This window comes from Neotabrizicola sp. VNH66 (genome assembly GCF_049445895.1).
Lineage (GTDB): Bacteria > Pseudomonadota > Alphaproteobacteria > Rhodobacterales > Rhodobacteraceae > Pseudogemmobacter.
This window is the reverse complement of sequence record NZ_JBMSDW010000005.1, coordinates 200,258-216,824: the sequence shown is the minus strand read 5'-3', so window position 1 is coordinate 216,824 and position 16,567 is coordinate 200,258. Positions and strand designations below refer to the sequence as shown.

The 16,567-nt window shown below is 65.5% G+C and carries 19 protein-coding genes; 16 read left to right on the top strand and 3 right to left on the bottom strand.

What is annotated here, in order from left to right:
* Nucleotides 1-29: 29 nt before the first annotated feature.
* The 5 genes from ACO2Q5_RS09705 (at nucleotide 30) to ACO2Q5_RS09685 (ending at nucleotide 4,686) form a co-directional block, all read left to right on the top strand.
* On the top strand, nucleotides 30-482 hold the full coding sequence (locus ACO2Q5_RS09705; RefSeq protein ID WP_423290369.1) for a PaaI family thioesterase: 453 nt from the start codon (nucleotides 30-32) through the stop codon (nucleotides 480-482).
* Nucleotides 479-919, top strand: coding sequence for a PaaI family thioesterase (locus ACO2Q5_RS09700; RefSeq protein ID WP_423290367.1), 441 nt, complete (start codon nucleotides 479-481; stop codon nucleotides 917-919). Before ACO2Q5_RS09705 ends, ACO2Q5_RS09700 begins: the two co-directional genes overlap by 4 nt.
* Nucleotides 916-2,253, top strand: coding sequence for an MATE family efflux transporter (locus ACO2Q5_RS09695; protein ID WP_423290365.1), 1,338 nt, complete (start codon nucleotides 916-918; stop codon nucleotides 2,251-2,253). Before ACO2Q5_RS09700 ends, ACO2Q5_RS09695 begins: the two co-directional genes overlap by 4 nt.
* Nucleotides 2,254-2,311: 58 nt before the next feature.
* Entirely contained in the window at nucleotides 2,312-2,767 is a 456-nt protein-coding gene (locus tag ACO2Q5_RS09690) for a universal stress protein (RefSeq protein ID WP_423290363.1), read from the top strand.
* A gap of 155 nt (nucleotides 2,768-2,922) precedes the next feature.
* Nucleotides 2,923-4,686 (top strand): trypsin-like peptidase domain-containing protein, encoded by a 1,764-nt coding sequence (locus ACO2Q5_RS09685; protein WP_423290361.1) that lies wholly within the window; start codon nucleotides 2,923-2,925, stop codon nucleotides 4,684-4,686.
* A gap of 197 nt (nucleotides 4,687-4,883) precedes the next feature.
* Here the strand turns inward: ACO2Q5_RS09685 and ACO2Q5_RS09680 are convergent, their stop codons facing one another.
* A complete protein-coding gene (locus ACO2Q5_RS09680; protein ID WP_423290359.1) occupies nucleotides 4,884-5,660 on the bottom strand; it encodes a hypothetical protein in 777 nt (258 codons plus the stop codon).
* Between the two features lie 422 nt (nucleotides 5,661-6,082).
* Here ACO2Q5_RS09680 and ACO2Q5_RS09675 point away from each other — a divergent pair, with 422 nt between their 5' ends.
* The 11 genes from ACO2Q5_RS09675 to ACO2Q5_RS09625 all read left to right on the top strand — a co-directional run bounded on the left by ACO2Q5_RS09675 (nucleotide 6,083) and on the right by ACO2Q5_RS09625 (nucleotide 15,584).
* Nucleotides 6,083-6,244, top strand: a complete 162-nt coding sequence (locus tag ACO2Q5_RS09675) for a hypothetical protein (RefSeq protein WP_423290357.1) — start codon at nucleotides 6,083-6,085, stop codon at nucleotides 6,242-6,244.
* An 89-nt stretch (nucleotides 6,245-6,333) separates the two neighbouring features.
* Nucleotides 6,334-6,894: a NifU family protein gene (locus tag ACO2Q5_RS09670; RefSeq protein WP_423290355.1), complete on the top strand. Its 561-nt coding sequence runs from the start codon at nucleotides 6,334-6,336 to the stop codon at nucleotides 6,892-6,894.
* Nucleotides 6,895-7,005: 111 nt separating this feature from the next.
* Nucleotides 7,006-7,614, top strand: a complete 609-nt coding sequence (tsaB, locus tag ACO2Q5_RS09665; RefSeq protein WP_423290353.1) for a tRNA (adenosine(37)-N6)-threonylcarbamoyltransferase complex dimerization subunit type 1 TsaB — start codon at nucleotides 7,006-7,008, stop codon at nucleotides 7,612-7,614.
* Nucleotides 7,607-8,020, top strand: a complete 414-nt coding sequence (locus ACO2Q5_RS09660; protein ID WP_423290351.1) for a GNAT family N-acetyltransferase — start codon at nucleotides 7,607-7,609, stop codon at nucleotides 8,018-8,020. The genes tsaB and ACO2Q5_RS09660 overlap by 8 nt, the downstream gene beginning before the upstream one ends.
* 179 nt (nucleotides 8,021-8,199) lie before the next feature.
* Nucleotides 8,200-9,204 carry a BMP family lipoprotein gene (locus ACO2Q5_RS09655; RefSeq protein WP_423290349.1) on the top strand — a complete coding sequence of 335 codons (1,005 nt, stop codon included), beginning with the start codon at nucleotides 8,200-8,202 and terminating at the stop codon, nucleotides 9,202-9,204.
* The gene (locus ACO2Q5_RS09650) at nucleotides 9,205-10,785 is read left to right on the top strand and encodes an ABC transporter ATP-binding protein (protein ID WP_423290347.1); all 1,581 of its coding nucleotides are present in this window, start codon (nucleotides 9,205-9,207) and stop codon (nucleotides 10,783-10,785) included.
* Nucleotides 10,785-11,882: an ABC transporter permease gene (locus ACO2Q5_RS09645; protein WP_423290345.1), complete on the top strand. Its 1,098-nt coding sequence runs from the start codon at nucleotides 10,785-10,787 to the stop codon at nucleotides 11,880-11,882. Before ACO2Q5_RS09650 ends, ACO2Q5_RS09645 begins: the two co-directional genes overlap by 1 nt.
* Nucleotides 11,882-12,850 carry an ABC transporter permease gene (locus ACO2Q5_RS09640; RefSeq protein WP_423290343.1) on the top strand — a complete coding sequence of 323 codons (969 nt, stop codon included), beginning with the start codon at nucleotides 11,882-11,884 and terminating at the stop codon, nucleotides 12,848-12,850. The genes ACO2Q5_RS09645 and ACO2Q5_RS09640 overlap by 1 nt, the downstream gene beginning before the upstream one ends.
* Before the next feature lie 155 nt (nucleotides 12,851-13,005).
* Nucleotides 13,006-13,806 carry a purine-nucleoside phosphorylase gene (locus ACO2Q5_RS09635; RefSeq protein ID WP_423290341.1) on the top strand — a complete coding sequence of 267 codons (801 nt, stop codon included), beginning with the start codon at nucleotides 13,006-13,008 and terminating at the stop codon, nucleotides 13,804-13,806.
* A 78-nt stretch (nucleotides 13,807-13,884) separates the two neighbouring features.
* A complete protein-coding gene (locus ACO2Q5_RS09630; protein ID WP_423290339.1) occupies nucleotides 13,885-14,805 on the top strand; it encodes a sulfite exporter TauE/SafE family protein in 921 nt (306 codons plus the stop codon).
* Entirely contained in the window at nucleotides 14,802-15,584 is a 783-nt protein-coding gene (locus ACO2Q5_RS09625) for a TIGR02186 family protein (RefSeq protein ID WP_423290337.1), read from the top strand. The genes ACO2Q5_RS09630 and ACO2Q5_RS09625 overlap by 4 nt, the downstream gene beginning before the upstream one ends.
* On the opposite strand, the gene ACO2Q5_RS09620 is transcribed toward ACO2Q5_RS09625, so the two are convergent.
* Nucleotides 15,585-16,064, bottom strand: coding sequence for a VOC family protein (locus ACO2Q5_RS09620; RefSeq protein ID WP_423290335.1), 480 nt, complete (start codon nucleotides 16,062-16,064; stop codon nucleotides 15,585-15,587).
* 102 nt (nucleotides 16,065-16,166) lie between these two features.
* Nucleotides 16,167-16,445 carry an accessory factor UbiK family protein gene (locus ACO2Q5_RS09615; RefSeq protein ID WP_423290333.1) on the bottom strand — a complete coding sequence of 93 codons (279 nt, stop codon included), beginning with the start codon at nucleotides 16,443-16,445 and terminating at the stop codon, nucleotides 16,167-16,169.
* Nucleotides 16,446-16,567: the final 122 nt, after the last annotated feature.

The following is a 16,567-nucleotide window of genomic DNA, read 5'->3' as shown; positions in this document are numbered from 1 at the left end:
TTGTCCCGGGGGGCGGGTTTGATGCCGCCATGTCAGACACGCAGCATATTGCCCAGCAGTTCATCACCGCCCTGCCGCAGGCCCGCGCCCTTGGCCTGCAACTGGTGGAAATCGGCCCCGGCGTGGCGATCATCGAGATGCCCTATGACCCGCGGCTGATCGGCGATCCGGCGACCGGAGTGATCCATGGCGGCGCGGTCTCCACCCTGATGGATACCACTTCGGGCGCCAGCGTGATGTGCCATCCGTCGGGCCCGGCCACCACGGCGACCATCGACCTCAGGATCGACTACATGCGCCCCGCAACGCCGGGTCAGACGATCCGCGCGCGGGCCGAATGCCACCATGTCACCCGCAGCGTGGCCTTCGTCCGCGTCGTCGCCACCGATGAGGATGAAACGCGCCCGGTGGCCATCGGCAACGGCGCCTTCACCATCGAAAGCCGCGGCAGCGTGCCCGCAGGCCGGGATTTCCGCGCATGACCGATCCGCGCACCGCCACGCTTCGGGCGCTGGAAGAGGGCATCCCCTACCTGCGCTTTCTGGGCATCCGGTTTGAGACCGCGGGGGATGAACTGACCGGCATCCTGCCCTTCAAGCCCGATCTGATCGGCAATCCGCTGCTGCCTGCCCTGCATGGCGGCGTGACCGCGGCCTTTCTGGAGGTGACGGCCATCGTCGGACTGGTCTGGTCCGGCCTTGCGGACGGGGCGGCGCCCGGCCCGCTGCCCAAGACCATCGACCTGACGGTGGATTACCTGCGCCCCGGGGCACCGCGCGATTCCTTTGCCCGCGCCCGGATCAATAGGCAGGGGCGGCGCTATGCCAGCGTGCAGGTGGAATGCTGGCAGGACAATCCCGGGCGCCTGTTCGCGCAGGCAAACGGGCATTTCCTGATGCCCGAACTGCCGCGTTCATGACCACCGCCGATCCGCCGCCACTGGGTCATCGCCGGATCTGGAGTATTGCCGGGCCGATTGTCCTGTCGAACGCCACCGTGCCGCTGATCGGCGCCGTGGATACCGGCGTGGTGGGACAGATGGGTGCCGCCGCCCCCATCGGCGCGGTCGGCATCGGAGCGGTGGTCCTTGCCACCGTCTACTGGATCTTCGGCTTCCTGCGCATGGGCACCTCTGGCCTTGCCGCGCAGGCCCATGGTGCCGGAGACGAGGCGGAGCGCGCGGCGATTCTTTTGCGCGCGCTGATCGTGGCGGGGGCGGCGGGGCTTTTGCTGATCGCCGCACAGCAGGCGCTGATCGCCGGAGCCTTTGCCCTTGCCCCCGCCAGCGCCGAGGTGGAGGGGCTGGCCCGGCAATATCTGGTCATCCGCATCTGGGGGGCGCCCGCCACCATCGGGCTTTACGCGCTGATGGGCTGGCTGATCGCGGTGGAACGCACCCGCGGCATGGTGGCGCTGCAAATCTGGATCAACGGCGTCAATGTCACCCTGGACCTGTGGTTCGTGCTTGGCCTTGGCTGGGGCGTGCCGGGCGTGGCTGTCGCCTCGCTGATCGCGGAATGGTCGGGGCTTTTCCTTGGCCTCTGGCTCTGCCGCTCCGCCTTTGGCCCGGCCTTTGCGGCGGCCCGCGCCCGGCTGCGCGATGCGGCGGCGCTGCGGCTCATGGTGGTGGTGAACCGGGATATCATGATCCGCTCGGTCATCCTGCAGCTTTCCTTCACAACCTTCATCTTTCTCGGCGCGCGTGAGGGCGACCTGACGCTGGCCGCCAATCAGGTCCTGCTGCAATTCCTTGAGATCACCGCCTATGCGCTGGACGGCTTTGCCTTTGCCGCGGAAACGCTGGTCGGACAGGCCGTCGGCCGCCGCCGCCCCGATGAGGTGCGGCGTGCAACCGCGCTGACCATGGGCTGGACACTGGCCGGGGCAGCGCTGCTTAGTCTGGTCTTCGGGCTGGCAGGCGGGCCGATCATCGACCTGATGACCACCGCCCCCGATGTCCGGGCCGAGGCGCGTCTGTATCTGCCCTGGCTGCTGGCCGCGCCGCTGATCGGGGCGGCGGCCTGGGTCTATGACGGGGTCTATATCGGCGCCACGCTGACGCGGACCATGCGCAACCTCATGCTTCTGTGCGTGGTGATCTATGTCGGGGCGCTGCTACTGCTGGTGCCCGCCTTCGGCAATCATGGCCTCTGGGCCGCGCTGATGGTGCTGAACCTCTCGCGTTCGGTCAGCATGTGGCGCCACGCACCCAAGGCGGCCCGCAAGGCCGAAGGGGCGGCACAGGCGGGCTGAGGCTTGCCTTTTCCCCGCCCGCCGTTCCATGATCCGCCCGCCCAACCGGAGAACCCCGATGCGCAAGTTTCTGGTCGTGCTGGACGACAGCCGCGAATGTCTGAACGCGATGCGCTATGCCGCACTCAGGGCCGCGCACACCGGGGGGGGCGTGCAGATCCTGTCCATCGTGCCCCCGGAAGAGTTCCAGACCTGGATGGGCGTGGCCGATCTGATGCGCGCCGAAGCGCGCGAGCGGATCGAGGCGCATTTCGAGGTTTTCGCCAAATGGATGCGCGACAAGCAGGGGGTGAACCCCGAACTCGTGGTGCGCGAGGGCGATGCGGTGGCCGAGATTCTGGCACAGGTGGCCGAAGATCCCGAAATCGGCGTGCTGGTTCTGGGTGCGGGGACCGAAAAGCACGGCCCCGGCCCGCTTGTCACCGCGATGAGCCGCAACTCCGGCAACCTGCCCATCCCCATCACCATCGTGCCCGGCGACATGTCCAAGGAACGGCTGGAGCGGATCACCTGACACCGCAGGCCCGGGCACAACCCTGCGGCGAACCATGGGATTTCCGCCCTGCCCTGCGGGAATCGTGACCCTGAACCGCTGAAGATTTACTTTTCAAAGCCGCCAAAGCCGGGCAGCATGGGTGGCACTCACATTTCGATGCTGGAGATTGCCGGATGCGTGCGATTGTCTCGGCCACCGCGCTGGTCATCACCCTTGCCCTGACGCTTTTGCTTGTGCCGCAGCGGGCCCAGGCGCAGGCATGGCTGGACAATGCCTTCGACGCCTCGACCATGAGCCGCGAGGACATCGCCACGCTTCAGGCGGCACTGGCCTTCTCGCAGGATTACTACGGCTATCTGACCGGGGTCTGGGACCAGCAGTCGCAGGATGCCTTCACCGCCTATGTCAGCCGCGTCTACAAGCGCAACACACCGACGTACCGCGATCTGAACGATCTGATCATGTCGCTGGAGGATGAGCGGGTCGCCCACAACTGGCAGCTTTATTACGACGAGACCTCGAACACCAGCTACCTGCATCCCTTCGGCCTACTGGAACAGCTGGAAAACAAATCGGACACCGAGCTGGAATTCCTGTCCAAGGACGAGGAATTTTCCATGATCATCCGGTATGAGGATCAGGCCGGCATGAAATCCAGCCATGACTGGTTCATGCAGAAGGTGAAGGCGGGCACCAATCCCTATACCTACAGCGATGCCAACCTGTCCCTGACATGGACCACGATCGAGAATGACTTTCAGGCCTATGTCCGGTCCGACAAGTACAAGGATGGCTGGGTCACCATCTCTATCGTCGTGACGAAAAAATACTACGGGCATGTGAACCTGCTTGCGGCTTCGGCCACGGTCGGGGGCAGCCCGGCCAGCCTGATCTGGACCGAAGGCGGCGTGATTGATCAGGTCATCAACGGCAGCACCACGGCCGCCGCACCGCCGCCGGCCAGCGACAATCCGAAGGATCAGGTCCGCCGTCCGGTGCCGCCCGGCGTGGCCGAAGCGCCGCCGCCGGCCGCCCTGCCCGAACCGCCGAACGCGCCGGTCGAAGTCGTGGTGCCCGGCCCGACCCCCGGCGAAAAGCCCGCGGGTCCGGTTCTGGGCACGCCTGCGCCCGGCTCTGTCGATATTTCGGACAAGCCCGCGCAACCGCCGCTTGGCACCCCTGCGCCCGGCGGAACCGAGGTGGCCGAAGGCCCGGCCCCGGTGCGCGCACCGGGCGCGGACGAGACGCCCGCCACCACACCGACCCCGGAACCGCCGGGCACCGATGTCGCCGAGGCGCCGCTGCCCAAGGTCGAAGGCACGCTGAAAAGCTCGGGCTCGGGCTTCTACATCGCGCCCACCACTCTGGTGACCGCAGCCCATGTGATCGAAGGCTGCAGCGCGGTGGCACTGGCCGATGGCACGCCGCTGGAAATCCTGGCCGCCGATGCCACGCTGGATGTGGCCGTTCTGGGCGGGGCAACCGACTCGGGCGCCTGGCTGAAGCTTTCGGCGCTGGAGGTGCCGAAACTGGGCGAGGCGGTGACCGCGCTTGGCTATCCCTATTACACCAGTCTGGATCAGGGTCTGACGGTGACCAGCGGCAATGTGGCCGCGCTGCGCGGCACCGATGGCTCTTCCAACCGGGTGATGATCACCACCCCGGTGCAGCCCGGCAATTCGGGCGGGCCGCTTCTGAACAAGAAGGGTGCCGTGATCGGTGTCGTGGTCAGCCGCATCGACGATCTGGCCGTGCTGGAAGAGACCGGCACTCTGCCGCAGAACATGAACTTCGCCGTGCCCTCGGGGCCGCTGCTGACGTTCCTGGCGCAGAACCGGATCACCCGCCCGCAAGGCAACGGCACCAGCGGCGAGATTTCCAGCGAAGTGCCTGAAGGCGTGTCGAATGCGGTGGTTCCGCTGCACTGCTACCAGTAAACCGGCCGCATCGACGGATCGAAAAGGGCGCCCCGCGGGCGCCCTTTTTCTGTGATGCCGCAGCTGACGGCGCCCGGCCTGCAGTCCGCACCTGCGCTGCAGCGCAAAGGCTATCCCCGCGCCTCTGGACAATGAAAAGGGCGGCAGGACCCCGTGTCCTGCCGCCCTACGAAACCTGAAGAAAACCGCAGCCTCGTTCAGGCCTCGGCCGTTTCGCCTTCGTCCTCATCCTCATTGGCCGAGGCGTCGTCTTCCGGAAGGTCGTCCTTGTCGGTGCAGAGGCCATCGAAGAACGCCCCGGCCTTGTCCCAATAGGCGCCCTTGGTCTCGGTCAGCTTCTGTCCGAGCTTATGGCCCCATTTGGAACCATCCTTGTCATCGTCCTTGTCGTCGTCTTTATCATCGTCCTTGTCGGCATGCTTGCCGCGATCCTTGTCGCAGTCGTCACCCTTGCCGTGACCTTTGCCGCCGTGGTCCTTGCCACCATGGTCCTTACCCCCATGGCCCTTGCCGCCATGACCACCGTGACCTTTGCCGCCGCCGCAATCGTCATCCTTGTCGTCGTCATCGTCCGCGGAATCGTCATCCTCGAACTCGTCGCCGGTGAAGTGGTAGTAGCTTTCTTCGTTGTTCGGCCCGTAGATCGTCGCCTTGATCACGGTCTTGGTCGGATCCGTGCCCGGCTTGTTCATGTCGATGTTTTCCGAGGCCTTGTCGAAATAGTCCTGGAACGTCGGGGCATCCTTCGTGTCCAGTTCGTCGGCATCGACATAGTAGTAGTCATCCACGGTGCCGTCGTTGTCATAGTCGACGTGGAAGGTGATGCCTGAGGTGTCCTTGGCAATCTCGGGGAAATTCCCCTTGGTGCTGCCATTGTCCTGATCGTCGTCATCGTCCTTGGGATCATCATCCTTGCCCGGACCGCAATGGTCCTTGCCGCCCCCGCCGTGGTCCTTGCCAAAGCCATTCCCCAATCCGATCTTGCCGAGGGACGGCAACGACGGAAGCGAAGGAAGCGAAGGAAGCGAAGGAAGCGAAGGAAGCGAAGGAAGCGAAGGAAGCGAAGGAAGCGAAGGAAGCGAAGGAAGCGAAGGAAGCGAAGGAAGCGAAGGAAGCGAAGGAAGCTTTAGCCCCACTCCAAATTTCATGAAAGACATTTCCCAAACCCTGAATAAGCGGAGCCCCCAAATCTGCCATAGTCTTTTTGCCCGGTTTTCGCCACAAATTGGCCGTAAACAGGCCGTTTCCGGTTTGGCAACGCGGTAACCATGATTGCGCTGGCAGAGGCCAGCCATTCGCGACACGCATTCCGGAACTGCGGAATCGGGCGTTTTCTGCAACGCAGCACAACCCTATGTCCCGCAGCGGGAGGCGCCTGCAAAGAAGGATGGACCCGATGTCCGCAAAACCCGTGAAACCCGCCCCGGCCCGCCGCCCGGCCGAAAACCCCGCTGTCAGCTATCTTTCGGCCGAGCGTGAATTGCTGCGCCATGTGCAGCTGCGGTCGCTGTCGGCGCTGGACGAGATGTATTCCTACTACGGCACCGACCGGGCCTGAGGCCCGCCGCCATGCCAAATATGGGCGCCAAGGTTGACTTGACGCCCGCCAAAGCGCATATCCCGGGGGAACGGGCCGGAGGTCAGAGCATGTTCATCCAGACAGAATCCACCCCGAATCCCGCCACGCTGAAATTCCTGCCGGGCCAGACCGTGCTGGATATGGGCACGGCAGATTTTCCGGGCACCGAGGCGGCGGCCAGCTCGCCCCTGGCGCGGCGCATCTTTGCGGCGGGCGGCGTGACCGGCGTGTTTCTCGGCTCTGATTTCGTGACGGTGACCAAGGCGGAGGATGTGGAATGGAACCACATCAAACCGCAGATCCTTGGCGCGATCATGGAGCATTTCCAGTCCGGCGCCCCCGCGATCGAAGGTGAGGCCGGATCGGGTCATGCCGCGCATTTCGCAGCCGAGGATGGCGATATCGTCCGCCAGATCAAGGAACTGCTGGACACCCGGGTGCGCCCTGCCGTGGCCCAGGACGGCGGCGACATCACCTTCCACGGCTTCGACCGCGGCGTCGTCTACCTGCACATGCAGGGCGCCTGCGCGGGCTGCCCCTCCTCGACCCTGACGCTGAAGATGGGGATCGAAAACCTCCTGCGGCATTATATCCCCGAAGTGACCGAGGTTCGGCCGGTCGCGGCCTGACCTTTCTGCTGTCATGCAGGGGAATGCTCATCGAGCCCTCCGGGCCCTTTTCGCACGGCGGGCGCCGGGGCGTTTCGTGCCTGGCTGCCGAAGACAGGCGGGGCACCGCTGATGTCCGCCGCTGTTCTGGCCTTCGACACATCCGGCCCGCATTGCGCGGCCTGCCTGCTGTTGCAGGATCAGGTTTTCCTGCGTCAGGAAGACATGGCCAAGGGACAGGCCGAACGGCTGATGCCGTTGCTGGAGGAGTTGTTGGCTGAGGCCGGGATCGGCTGGCGCGACCTGACGCTTCTGGCTGTGGGCACAGGGCCGGGGAACTTCACCGGCGTGCGGATCGCCGTGGCGGCCGCCCGCGGGCTGGCGCTTGGCCTTGGCATCCCCGCCATCGGCGTCACCACGCTGGAGGCGCTGGCCCATGGTCTGCCGCGCCCGCTGCGGGTGGTCGAAGATGCCCGCCGCGGCATGGTCTATGTCCAGAGCTTTGGCCCCGGCAGTGCAGCGATCCTGACCGAAGCCGCCAGCCTGCCCGCCTTTGCCGGGCCTGAGACCGGATCGGCCGCAAAAGCCCCCCTGCCCCCCGCAATGCCGCTGGCCGAGGCGATTGCCCGGATCGCGGCTTCCCGCGCGGGCAGCCCGCAACCACGCCCTGCGCCGTTCTACCTGCGCGGCGCCGATGCGCTGCCGCCGTCGGACCCGCCGCCGGTCATTCTGGATGCCTGACACCCCGGCGCTGGCCGCGCTGCACCACGCCTGCTTCACCGCCCCCCGGCCATGGTCCGAGGCGGAGATTGCGGGCCTTCTGGCCGATCCGACCGTCTTTTTGCTGGAGGCTCCCGCCGGGTTCCTGATGGGCCGCGCGGTGGCAGGCGAGGCGGAGCTTCTGACGCTGGCCGTCGACCCCTCCGCCCGCCGGACGGGCACCGGCCGCGCTTTGGTTGCCCGGTTTCTGGACGAAGCCCGCGCCCGGGGCGGCGAGACGGCCTTCCTTGAAGTCTCTGCCGAAAATGACGCCGCCATCGCGCTTTACGATTCGGCAGGCTTCGTCACGGCGGGCCGCCGCCGCGGCTATTACGCGACGTCAGACGGCCGCCGTATCGACGCGCTTGTGATGTCCTGCACGCTTTAACCCGCCGCATCTGCCGAATCCTGACCTTCCGGTCAGGTTCCCCTCGCCGATCACGCGAATCCGTCTTGACCCCCGGTTCGGCTTCGTCGCTATCATGGGGGCAATCCGGCCGCGACCGGCCCCCGTCAGGGGCGCCGGCGGACTGGCCGGAATGTAGTTAAGCAACCGGGAGAAGACCCATGACCTTCCTGAAATCCCTGTCCGGGGCCACGGCCGCCCTTGCCCTGATGGCGGGCGCCGCGCTGGCCGAACCGGCGCTGATCTACGATCTGGGCGGCAAGTTCGACAAATCCTTCAACGAAGCCGCCTTCAACGGCGCCGAGATGTGGGCGAAAGAGACTGGCGGCACCTACAAGGAACTGGAGATGCAGGACGAAGCGCAGCGCGAACAGGCGCTGCGCCGTCTGGCGGAATCGGGCGCGAACCCGATCGTGACCACCGGCTTTGCCATGTCGGACCCGATTTCCAAGGTCGCGCCGGACTTCCCGGACACCAAATTCGTCACCATCGACGGCTGGGTCGATCCGGCGGCGAACCCGAATGTCCTGTCCATCGGCTTTGCCGAGCATGAGGGCAGCTATCTGGTCGGCATGCTGGCCGCGATGGCGTCGAAGACCGGGACCGTCGGCTTCATCGGCGGGATGGACATTCCGCTGATCCGCAACTTCGCCTGTGGCTATGCCCAGGGCGCAAAAGCGGTGAACCCGGATATCAAATTCGTCTCCTCGATGACCGGCACCACCCCGGCCGCCTGGAACGACCCGGTGAAGGGTGCGGAACTGGCCAAGGCCCAGAAGGGGCAAGGCGCAGATGTGATCTATGCAGCCGCGGGCGGCACCGGCATCGGCGTTCTGCAGGCCGCCGCGGACGAAGGCATCCTGTCGATCGGCGTGGACAGCAACCAGAACCACCTGCACCCCGGCAAGGTCCTGACCTCGATGCTGAAGCGCGTCGATGTCGCCGTCTACAATTCGATGAAGGCGGGCGCCGATCTGGACACCACCCCGCAGGCGCTGGACCTGAAGTCGGACGGCGTGGGCTATGCGCTGGACGACAACAATGCCGCGCTGATCACGCCGGAAATGAAGGCGGCCGTCGATGCCGCGGCCGAAAAGATCAAGTCGGGTGAGCTGGTCGTGCACGATTACCGCACCGACAACACCTGCCCCGCCGCGACCTTCTGAATGGTCCCGGGCGAACAGGAGGGGCGGCCCGCAGCGGCCGCCCCATTCGCCATTGAGCTGAAGGGCATCTCCAAGGCCTTCGGCCCGGTTCAGGCGAACAAGGACATCAACATCGCCGTGCCCCGCGGCACGATCCACGGCATCATCGGCGAGAACGGCGCGGGCAAATCCACGCTGATGTCCATTCTCTACGGCTTCTACAAGGCTGACGCCGGACAGATCCTGATCGGCGGCACGCTGACCCCCATCCCCGACAGCCAGAGCGCCATCCGCGCCGGCATCGGCATGGTGTTCCAGCATTTCAAGCTGGTGCAGAATTTCACCGTTCTGGAGAACGTCGTCCTTGGCGCCGAGGACGGCCCCCTGCTGCGCGGCTCGCTGGCCAAGGCGCGCAAGGTGCTGACCGATCTGTCGCGCGAATATGAGCTGGACGTGGACCCGGACGCCCTGATCGAGGATCTCTCGGTCGGCCACCAGCAGCGGGTCGAGATCCTGAAGGCGCTGTACCGGCAGGCCGAAATCCTGATTCTGGACGAACCCACCGGCGTTCTGACCCCGGCTGAGGCCGACCACCTGTTCCGCATTCTCAAGGGGCTGAAGGAACAGGGGAAAACCATCATCCTGATCACCCACAAGCTGCGCGAGATCATGGAGGCGACCGACAATGTCAGCGTGATGCGCCGCGGCACCATGGTCGGCACCGTCCGCACCGCGGAAACCAGCCCCGAGCAGTTGGCCGAGCTGATGGTGGGCCGCAAGGTCCTTTTGGAGGTGCCGAAAGAACCGGCCCGTCCCGGTGATGTGGTTCTGCGGGTCGAAGACCTGCGCGTCCGTGACGAACATGGCGTCGAACGGCTGAAGGGTGTCGGATTCGAAATCCGCGCGGGCGAGATCCTTGGCATCGCGGGCGTCGCCGGCAACGGCCAGTCCGAACTGCTGGCAGCCCTTGGCGGCATGACCAAAGCCACCGGCATCGCCATGCTGAAGGGCAGCCCCCTGCCCCTGTCGGGACGCGGCGCCGATGGCAAGTCGCGCCGCCGGGCGGGCATCAGCCATGTGCCCGAGGACCGGCATCATCACGGTCTGATCCTCGACTTTTCGGCCTGGGAGAATGTGGCCTTCGGCTATGACGATGACCCGCGCTACTCCCGTGGCCTGCTGATGGACAATGCCGCGCTGAAGGCCGACACCGCGCAGAAGATGGCCACCTTCGACGTGCGCCCGCCGATCCCCGGCCTTGCCGCCAAAAGCTTTTCCGGCGGCAACCAGCAGAAGATCGTCGTCGCGCGCGAGATCGAGCAGAACCCAGACCTCCTGCTGATCGGCCAACCCACCCGCGGCGTGGACATCGGCGCCATCGAATTCATCCACAAGCAGATCGTCGCCCTGCGCGATGCCGGAAAGGCCATCCTGCTGGTCAGCGTCGAACTGGACGAGATCATGAGCCTGTCAGACCGCATCGCCGTGATGTTCGACGGAAAGATCATGGGGTTCCGCGATCCCGAAACCACGAACGAGCGCGAACTGGGCCTTCTGATGGCCGGGATGAGCGGCACGGACGGCAAAGGAGAAGCTGCCTGATGGACCGCCTGCCGAAATGGGCCGATGTGGCCCTTGTGCCGCTGATCTCACTCCTTCTGGCAGCAATCATCTCCGCCCTCGTGATCCTTGCCATCGGGCAGGACCCGTGGGAGGCGATCACCGTCATGGTCGAGGGCAGCCTGATGTCCGCCTATGGCTGGGGCTATACGCTGTATTACACCACCAGCTTCATCTTCACCGGGCTGGCGGTCACGGTGGCCTTCCATGCCAGCATGTTCAACATCGGGGGCGAAGGGCAGGCGCAACTGGGGGGGCTGGGCGTGGCCTTGTGCTGCCTGTTCATTCCCTGGCCGCACTGGTCGCTGGCGCTGATCGGCGCGGCCTGCGCGGCGGCGGCCTTCGGCGCGGCATGGGCGGCGATCCCGGCCTGGTTGCAGGCCAAGCGCGGCAGCCATATCGTGATCACAACGATCATGTTCAACTACATCGCCTACAGCCTGATGATCTTCATGCTGGTCGATGTGCTGCGCCCGCCGGGCCAGCAGGACCCGTCCACGGCGAATTTCCCCGCGGCAACGCATATCCCCTCGCTGGACCAGCTGCCGCTATTCAACCTGGTCTTCACCCGGCCGGTGCCTGCGAATATCACCCTACTGATCGCATTGCTGCTGGCCGTCGGGGTCTGGGTTATGCTCTGGCACACAAAGCTGGGCTATCAGATCCGCGCCTTCGGCAAATCCGAACCCGCCGCCCGCTATGCCGGGATCAGCCCGGTGAAGATCACCATGATCGCCATGCTGATGTCGGGCGGTCTGGCGGGCCTGATGGCCATCAACAACGTGATGGGCGAGGCGGAGCGGCTGGTCGGCAATTCCGCCTCCGGCGCGGGCTTCATCGGCATCGCCGTGGCGCTGATGGGCCGCAACCATCCGGTCGGCGTGGTGCTGGCGGCCTTTCTCTTCGGCTTCCTGTTTCAGGGCGGGGCGGAGCTGGGCATGTGGACGAAAATCCCCATCGAGATGCGGGTGGTGGTGCAGGGTCTGGTGATCCTGTTCACCGGCGCGCTGGACATGATGGTGCGGATGCTGCTGGCGCGGGTGTTCGCCCTGGGCCGCAGGAAGGCAGAGGTGGCGTGATGGATTACAACACCCTGCTCCAGCTGCTGGATTCAACCATCCGCCTGGCGACGCCGCTGCTGCTGGCCTGTCTGGCCGGGCTCTATTCCGAACGCGCGGGGATCTTTGACATCGGGCTGGAAGGCAAGATGCTGGTCGCGGCCATGTGCTCGGGTGCGGTGGCCTTCTATTCGGGATCGGTCTGGGTCGGGCTTCTGGCCGGGATCGCGGGTTCCATGGTCTTTGCGCTGATCCATGGCGTGACGGCGATCACCTTCCGCGGCAACCAGCTGATTTCCGGCGTGGCGCTGAACTTCCTCGCCTCCGGGCTGACCGTGCTGGTGGCGCAGACGCTGTTCTCGCAAGGCGGACGGACGCCCCCGATCTCGGGCGAGGCGCGGTTCAACCCCCTCGACCTGCCGCTGGCGCAGGCGGTGAAGGAGGTGCCGCTGGCCGGCCCCCTTTATCAGGAGGTGGTGTCGGGCCATTCGATCCTCGTCTATGCCGCCTTCGCCATCGTGGCGCTGACATGGTGGGTGCTCTACCGCACCCGCTTTGGCCTGCGGCTGCGCGCGGTGGGAGAGAACCCGGCCGCGGTGGATACGGCAGGCGTCTCGGTCGCGGGGCTGCGCTATGGGGCGGTGATGATCACCGGCATCCTCTGCGGCATCGCCGGCGCCTATATGGCCACAGCACTGCAGGCGGGCTTTGGCAAGGAAATGACGGCGGGCCGCGGCTATATCGCGCTGGCCGCGCTGATCTTCGCCAAATGGCGCCCGGTGGCGGCGATGTGGGCCTGCCTGCTGTTCGGCTTCTTCCAGGCGCTGGCGCTGCGCCCGGACGTGGTCGAGGGCGTGGCGCAGGTGCGCATCCCCGGCGCCTTCCTTGAAGCGCTGCCCTATGTGCTGACCGTGCTGGTGCTGGCCGGTTTCGTCGGCAAGGCCATCCCGCCCCGTGCGGGCGGCGAGCCCTATGTGAAAGAACGCTGATCTTCCTGACCACCCGCGCACCGGGGGTTTCACACCCCCGGACCCCCGTGGGATATTTATGCAAACTGGAAAGGCCCATTCCACTTTGAGCAAATATCCTCTGGGGGTCCGGGGGGCGAAGCGCCCCCGGCCTGCGGCCCATCAAAGGCCCTGCCATGACGATTTCTGACACCGCTGCCCTGATCCGTGCCCGTGCGGGGGATGCACCCGTAGACGTGGGGCTGATCCTCGGCTCCGGGCTTGGCCATCTGGCCCATGCGGTAGAGGGGGTGGCGATTCCTTACGCCGATCTGCCCGGGTTCCCGCATGTCGGCGTGTCAGGGCACAATCCGCATCTGCATGTGGGTGTGTTGGAGGGTGTCCGTGTAGCCGTCTTCGGCGCGCGCGAACATTATTATGAGAACGGCAATTCTGCCGCGATGCGGCCTGCGCTATCGGTCCTGAAGGAGCTGGGGGCGAAGCGGCTGATCCTGACCAATGCCGCGGGCAGCCTGCGCAGCGACATCCGGCCGGGCGATCTGATGCTCCTGTCGGATCACATCAACTATTCCGGGCTGAACCCGCTGATCGGCGAGAAGACGGATGCGCGTTTCGTGCCAATGACCGAGGCGCATTCCCCGGTCCTGCGCGCGGCGCTGAAGGCTGCCGCCGCGGCCGAGGAGCTGCCGTTGCCCGACGGGGTTTACTGCTGGTATTCCGGCCCCAGCTTCGAGACGCCGGCCGAAATCCGCATGCTGAAGCTTCTGGGCGGCGATGCCGTCGGCATGTCCACCGTGCCGGAGGTAATCCTTGCGCGGTTTCTGGGGCTGGAGGTGGCGGCGATCTCGACCATCACCAATATGGCGGCGGGTCTGTCGGACGAGCAGATCAGCCATGAGCATACCAAGGCCATGGCCCCCCTGGGTGCGGCAAAACTGGAACGCATCCTGCGGCAATTCCTGCGCGGCCTGCGTTAGCGGCAAACCGCCTTTGACAACCGGGCGAAAGGGGCGCAACCCTTTGACACACCCCATTCTCTGCCCGGCCCCGATGCGATGCAGCTGTACCTTCCCATTGCCGAGGTCTCGGTCAACATCTTCATCCTGCTGGGGATCGGCGGGATCGTGGGCTTCCTGTCGGGCATGTTCGGGGTGGGAGGCGGCTTTCTGATCACGCCTTTGCTGTTCTTCATCGGCGTGCCGCCCGCGGTGGCGGTGGCGACCGGCGCCAATCAGGTGGTGGCCTCCTCCATCTCGGGCGTGCTGGCGCAGATGAAGCGCAAGGCGGTGGATTTCCGCATGGGCACCGTGCTGCTGGTGGGGGGCTTTGCCGGGTCATCGGTCGGAATCTGGGTCTTTGCCCTGATGCAGCGGCTGGGCCAGATCGACCTGTTCGTGCAGCTGTCCTATGTGCTGTTTCTGGGTCTGATCGGCATGATGATGTTTCAGGAATCGATCAGGGCGCTGTTGCGCAGCCGCCGGCCGGGGGCGCCGGTGCGCCGGGCCCATGTGCACAGCTGGGCCCATGGCCTGCCCTTCAAGATGAAATTCCGCGCCTCGGGCCTATACATCAGCGTGATCCCCCCGGTGGCCATAGGGGCGGCTGTAGGCTTTCTGGCGGCGATCATGGGGGTGGGTGGCGGCTTCATTCTGGTGCCCGCGATGATCTATATGCTGGGGATGCCGACCAAGGTGGTGATCGGCACCTCGCTCTTTCAGATCATCTTCGTCACCGGCTTCACCACGATCATGCATGCTGTCACCAACCAGACGGTGGATATGATGCTGGCGCTGACGCTGATCCTGTCCGGCGTCATCGGCGCACAGATCGGCGCCCGTCTGGGGGTGCGTCTGAAGGCCGAGCAGCTACGCGTGCTCCTGTCACTCCTCGTGCTGGCGGTGTCGTTGCGGATCGCGGTGGATCTGCTGGTGCAACCGGCCGAGCTGTTTTCGGTCACGCCGGGGGCTTTGCCATGACCGGGACCTTGGCCGGGCGGCTGATGCGGGCGATGCTTGCCCTTATGGTCTTCGCGCTGCCCGCCGCCGCACAGGACGAGGGCATCGTCTCCGGCCTCAGCCAGACCCGCGTGTCGATCACCGCGGATTTCGACGGGTCCGAAATTCTGGTCTATGGCGCGGTCAAGCGCGACAGCCCGGCGCCGGAGGGACCGATCGACGTGATCGTGGCCGTCATGGGCCCCTCTGGCCCGGTGACCGTGCGGCGCAAGGAGCGGGTCTTCGGCATCTGGGTGAACAATTCCGCGGTGGAAATCGACAGCGCGCCCAGTTTCTTTGCCCTGGCCACGACGCGGCCGCTGGATGTGATCCTGACGGCAACGGACAATTTCCGCCATTCCATCAGCATCGACCGCATGATCCGCGCCGTGGGCATCGCCGATCAGGCCTATGGGCACGAGGATTTCGTCCGCGCGCTGGTGCGCGTGCGCAGCGACGAAGGACGCTATCGTCTGCTGGAAAACAAGGTCGAACTGACGGAACAGACCCTGTTCCGTGCCGATATCGCTTTGCCCGCCAACCTGACCGAGGGCGGATACCGCGTGCGCCTGTTCCTGCTGCGCGAAGGCCGCGTCATCGCAGAGCAGGAGCGGACGATCTATGTCCGCAAAGAGGGGCTGGAGCGCGCGGTCTTCAACCTCGCGCAGCGGCAGCCGTTGATCTACGGCCTCTTGTCGCTGGCGATGGCCGCCGTGGCAGGCTGGGGCGCCTCGGCGGCCTTCCGGCTGTTCCGGGTCTGATCAGTCCGCTTCGGACAGAAGCTTGCGCAGGTCCAGCCGGGCGTTGGACATGGCCAGTTTGCCATTCGCATCGCGCGGCCATTCCTCTTCGGGGCGGTCACGGTAAAGCTCCACCCCGTTGCCATCGGGATCGTCCAGATAGACCGCCTCGCTGACACCATGGTCGGCGGCGCCGGTCAGTGGCCATCCCGCCGCCACGATACGCTTCAGCACATTGGCCAGCGCCTTGCGGTCGGGGAACAGAAAGGCCGTGTGATAAAGCCCGGTCGTGCCCGGCGCGGGGCGGCTGCCCCCGGCGGATTCCCAGGTGTTCAGGCCGATATGGTGGTGATAGCCGCCAGCCGACAAAAAGGCCGCCTGCGGGCCATAGGTCTGCATCACCTCAAACCCCAGAAGGCCCGAGTAAAAATCGATGGAGCGCTGAAGGTCCGACACCTTGAGGTGGACGTGGCCCACGCGGGTCTGCGGATGGATGGTCATGGCGAAGGTCCTGAATGTTCGTTCGCCACTGAACATAGGCGCACAGATGATTCCCGCCTATCCGCGATCTTTGCACAGATTATGCGCAGGGCGGACGGGCGGTCAGACGTCCTTCTTGCGCGTGGCCTTCGGCTTTTCGGCCAAGGCTTCCTCCAGCGCGGCAAGGCGGGCGGACAAAGCCGCGTTCTCTTCACGGGCCTTCTGGGCCATGGCGCGCACGGCGTCGAATTCCTCGCGCGTGACGAAATCCTTGCCGGCCATCCAGCGGTCGATCATCGACTTGAATGCCGTCTCCGCCTCGGTCCGGGCGCCTTGGGCCACGCCCATGGCATTGGTCATCAGCTGGCTCATGTCGTCAAAGAATTTGCTGCGGGTCTGCATGCGAACCTCCTGCACTTTGATCCTATATGCGCGGCAGCGTCCCCGTTCACAAGACCGCGGACCCCGGCTGCGACAATTGACTTCGCCCCCTGCCCGCAAGACAAGCATTCTGCCGCCAACCC

Excerpts from the sequence above, each read along its gene's own strand:
- ACO2Q5_RS09645 (WP_423290345.1), top strand. The coding sequence starts at position 10,785 with ATGGACCGCCTGCCGAAATGGGCCGATGTGGCCCTTGTGCCGCTGATC.
- ACO2Q5_RS09620 (WP_423290335.1), bottom strand. The coding sequence starts at position 16,064 with ATGACCATCCATCCGCAGACCCGCGTGGGCCACGTCCACCTCAAGGTG.
- ACO2Q5_RS09635 (WP_423290341.1), top strand. The coding sequence starts at position 13,006 with ATGACGATTTCTGACACCGCTGCCCTGATCCGTGCCCGTGCGGGGGAT.
- ACO2Q5_RS09650 (WP_423290347.1), top strand. The coding sequence starts at position 9,205 with ATGGTCCCGGGCGAACAGGAGGGGCGGCCCGCAGCGGCCGCCCCATTC.
- ACO2Q5_RS09660 (WP_423290351.1), top strand. The coding sequence starts at position 7,607 with ATGCCTGACACCCCGGCGCTGGCCGCGCTGCACCACGCCTGCTTCACC.
- ACO2Q5_RS09700 (WP_423290367.1), top strand. The coding sequence starts at position 479 with ATGACCGATCCGCGCACCGCCACGCTTCGGGCGCTGGAAGAGGGCATC.
- ACO2Q5_RS09675 (WP_423290357.1), top strand. The coding sequence starts at position 6,083 with ATGTCCGCAAAACCCGTGAAACCCGCCCCGGCCCGCCGCCCGGCCGAA.
- ACO2Q5_RS09695 (WP_423290365.1), top strand. The coding sequence starts at position 916 with ATGACCACCGCCGATCCGCCGCCACTGGGTCATCGCCGGATCTGGAGT.
- tsaB (WP_423290353.1), top strand. The coding sequence starts at position 7,006 with ATGTCCGCCGCTGTTCTGGCCTTCGACACATCCGGCCCGCATTGCGCG.
- ACO2Q5_RS09670 (WP_423290355.1), top strand. The coding sequence starts at position 6,334 with ATGTTCATCCAGACAGAATCCACCCCGAATCCCGCCACGCTGAAATTC.
- ACO2Q5_RS09640 (WP_423290343.1), top strand. The coding sequence starts at position 11,882 with ATGGATTACAACACCCTGCTCCAGCTGCTGGATTCAACCATCCGCCTG.
- ACO2Q5_RS09615 (WP_423290333.1), bottom strand. The coding sequence starts at position 16,445 with ATGCAGACCCGCAGCAAATTCTTTGACGACATGAGCCAGCTGATGACC.
- ACO2Q5_RS09685 (WP_423290361.1), top strand. The coding sequence starts at position 2,923 with ATGCGTGCGATTGTCTCGGCCACCGCGCTGGTCATCACCCTTGCCCTG.
- ACO2Q5_RS09705 (WP_423290369.1), top strand. The coding sequence starts at position 30 with ATGTCAGACACGCAGCATATTGCCCAGCAGTTCATCACCGCCCTGCCG.
- ACO2Q5_RS09630 (WP_423290339.1), top strand. The coding sequence starts at position 13,885 with ATGCAGCTGTACCTTCCCATTGCCGAGGTCTCGGTCAACATCTTCATC.
- ACO2Q5_RS09655 (WP_423290349.1), top strand. The coding sequence starts at position 8,200 with ATGACCTTCCTGAAATCCCTGTCCGGGGCCACGGCCGCCCTTGCCCTG.
- ACO2Q5_RS09690 (WP_423290363.1), top strand. The coding sequence starts at position 2,312 with ATGCGCAAGTTTCTGGTCGTGCTGGACGACAGCCGCGAATGTCTGAAC.
- ACO2Q5_RS09625 (WP_423290337.1), top strand. The coding sequence starts at position 14,802 with ATGACCGGGACCTTGGCCGGGCGGCTGATGCGGGCGATGCTTGCCCTT.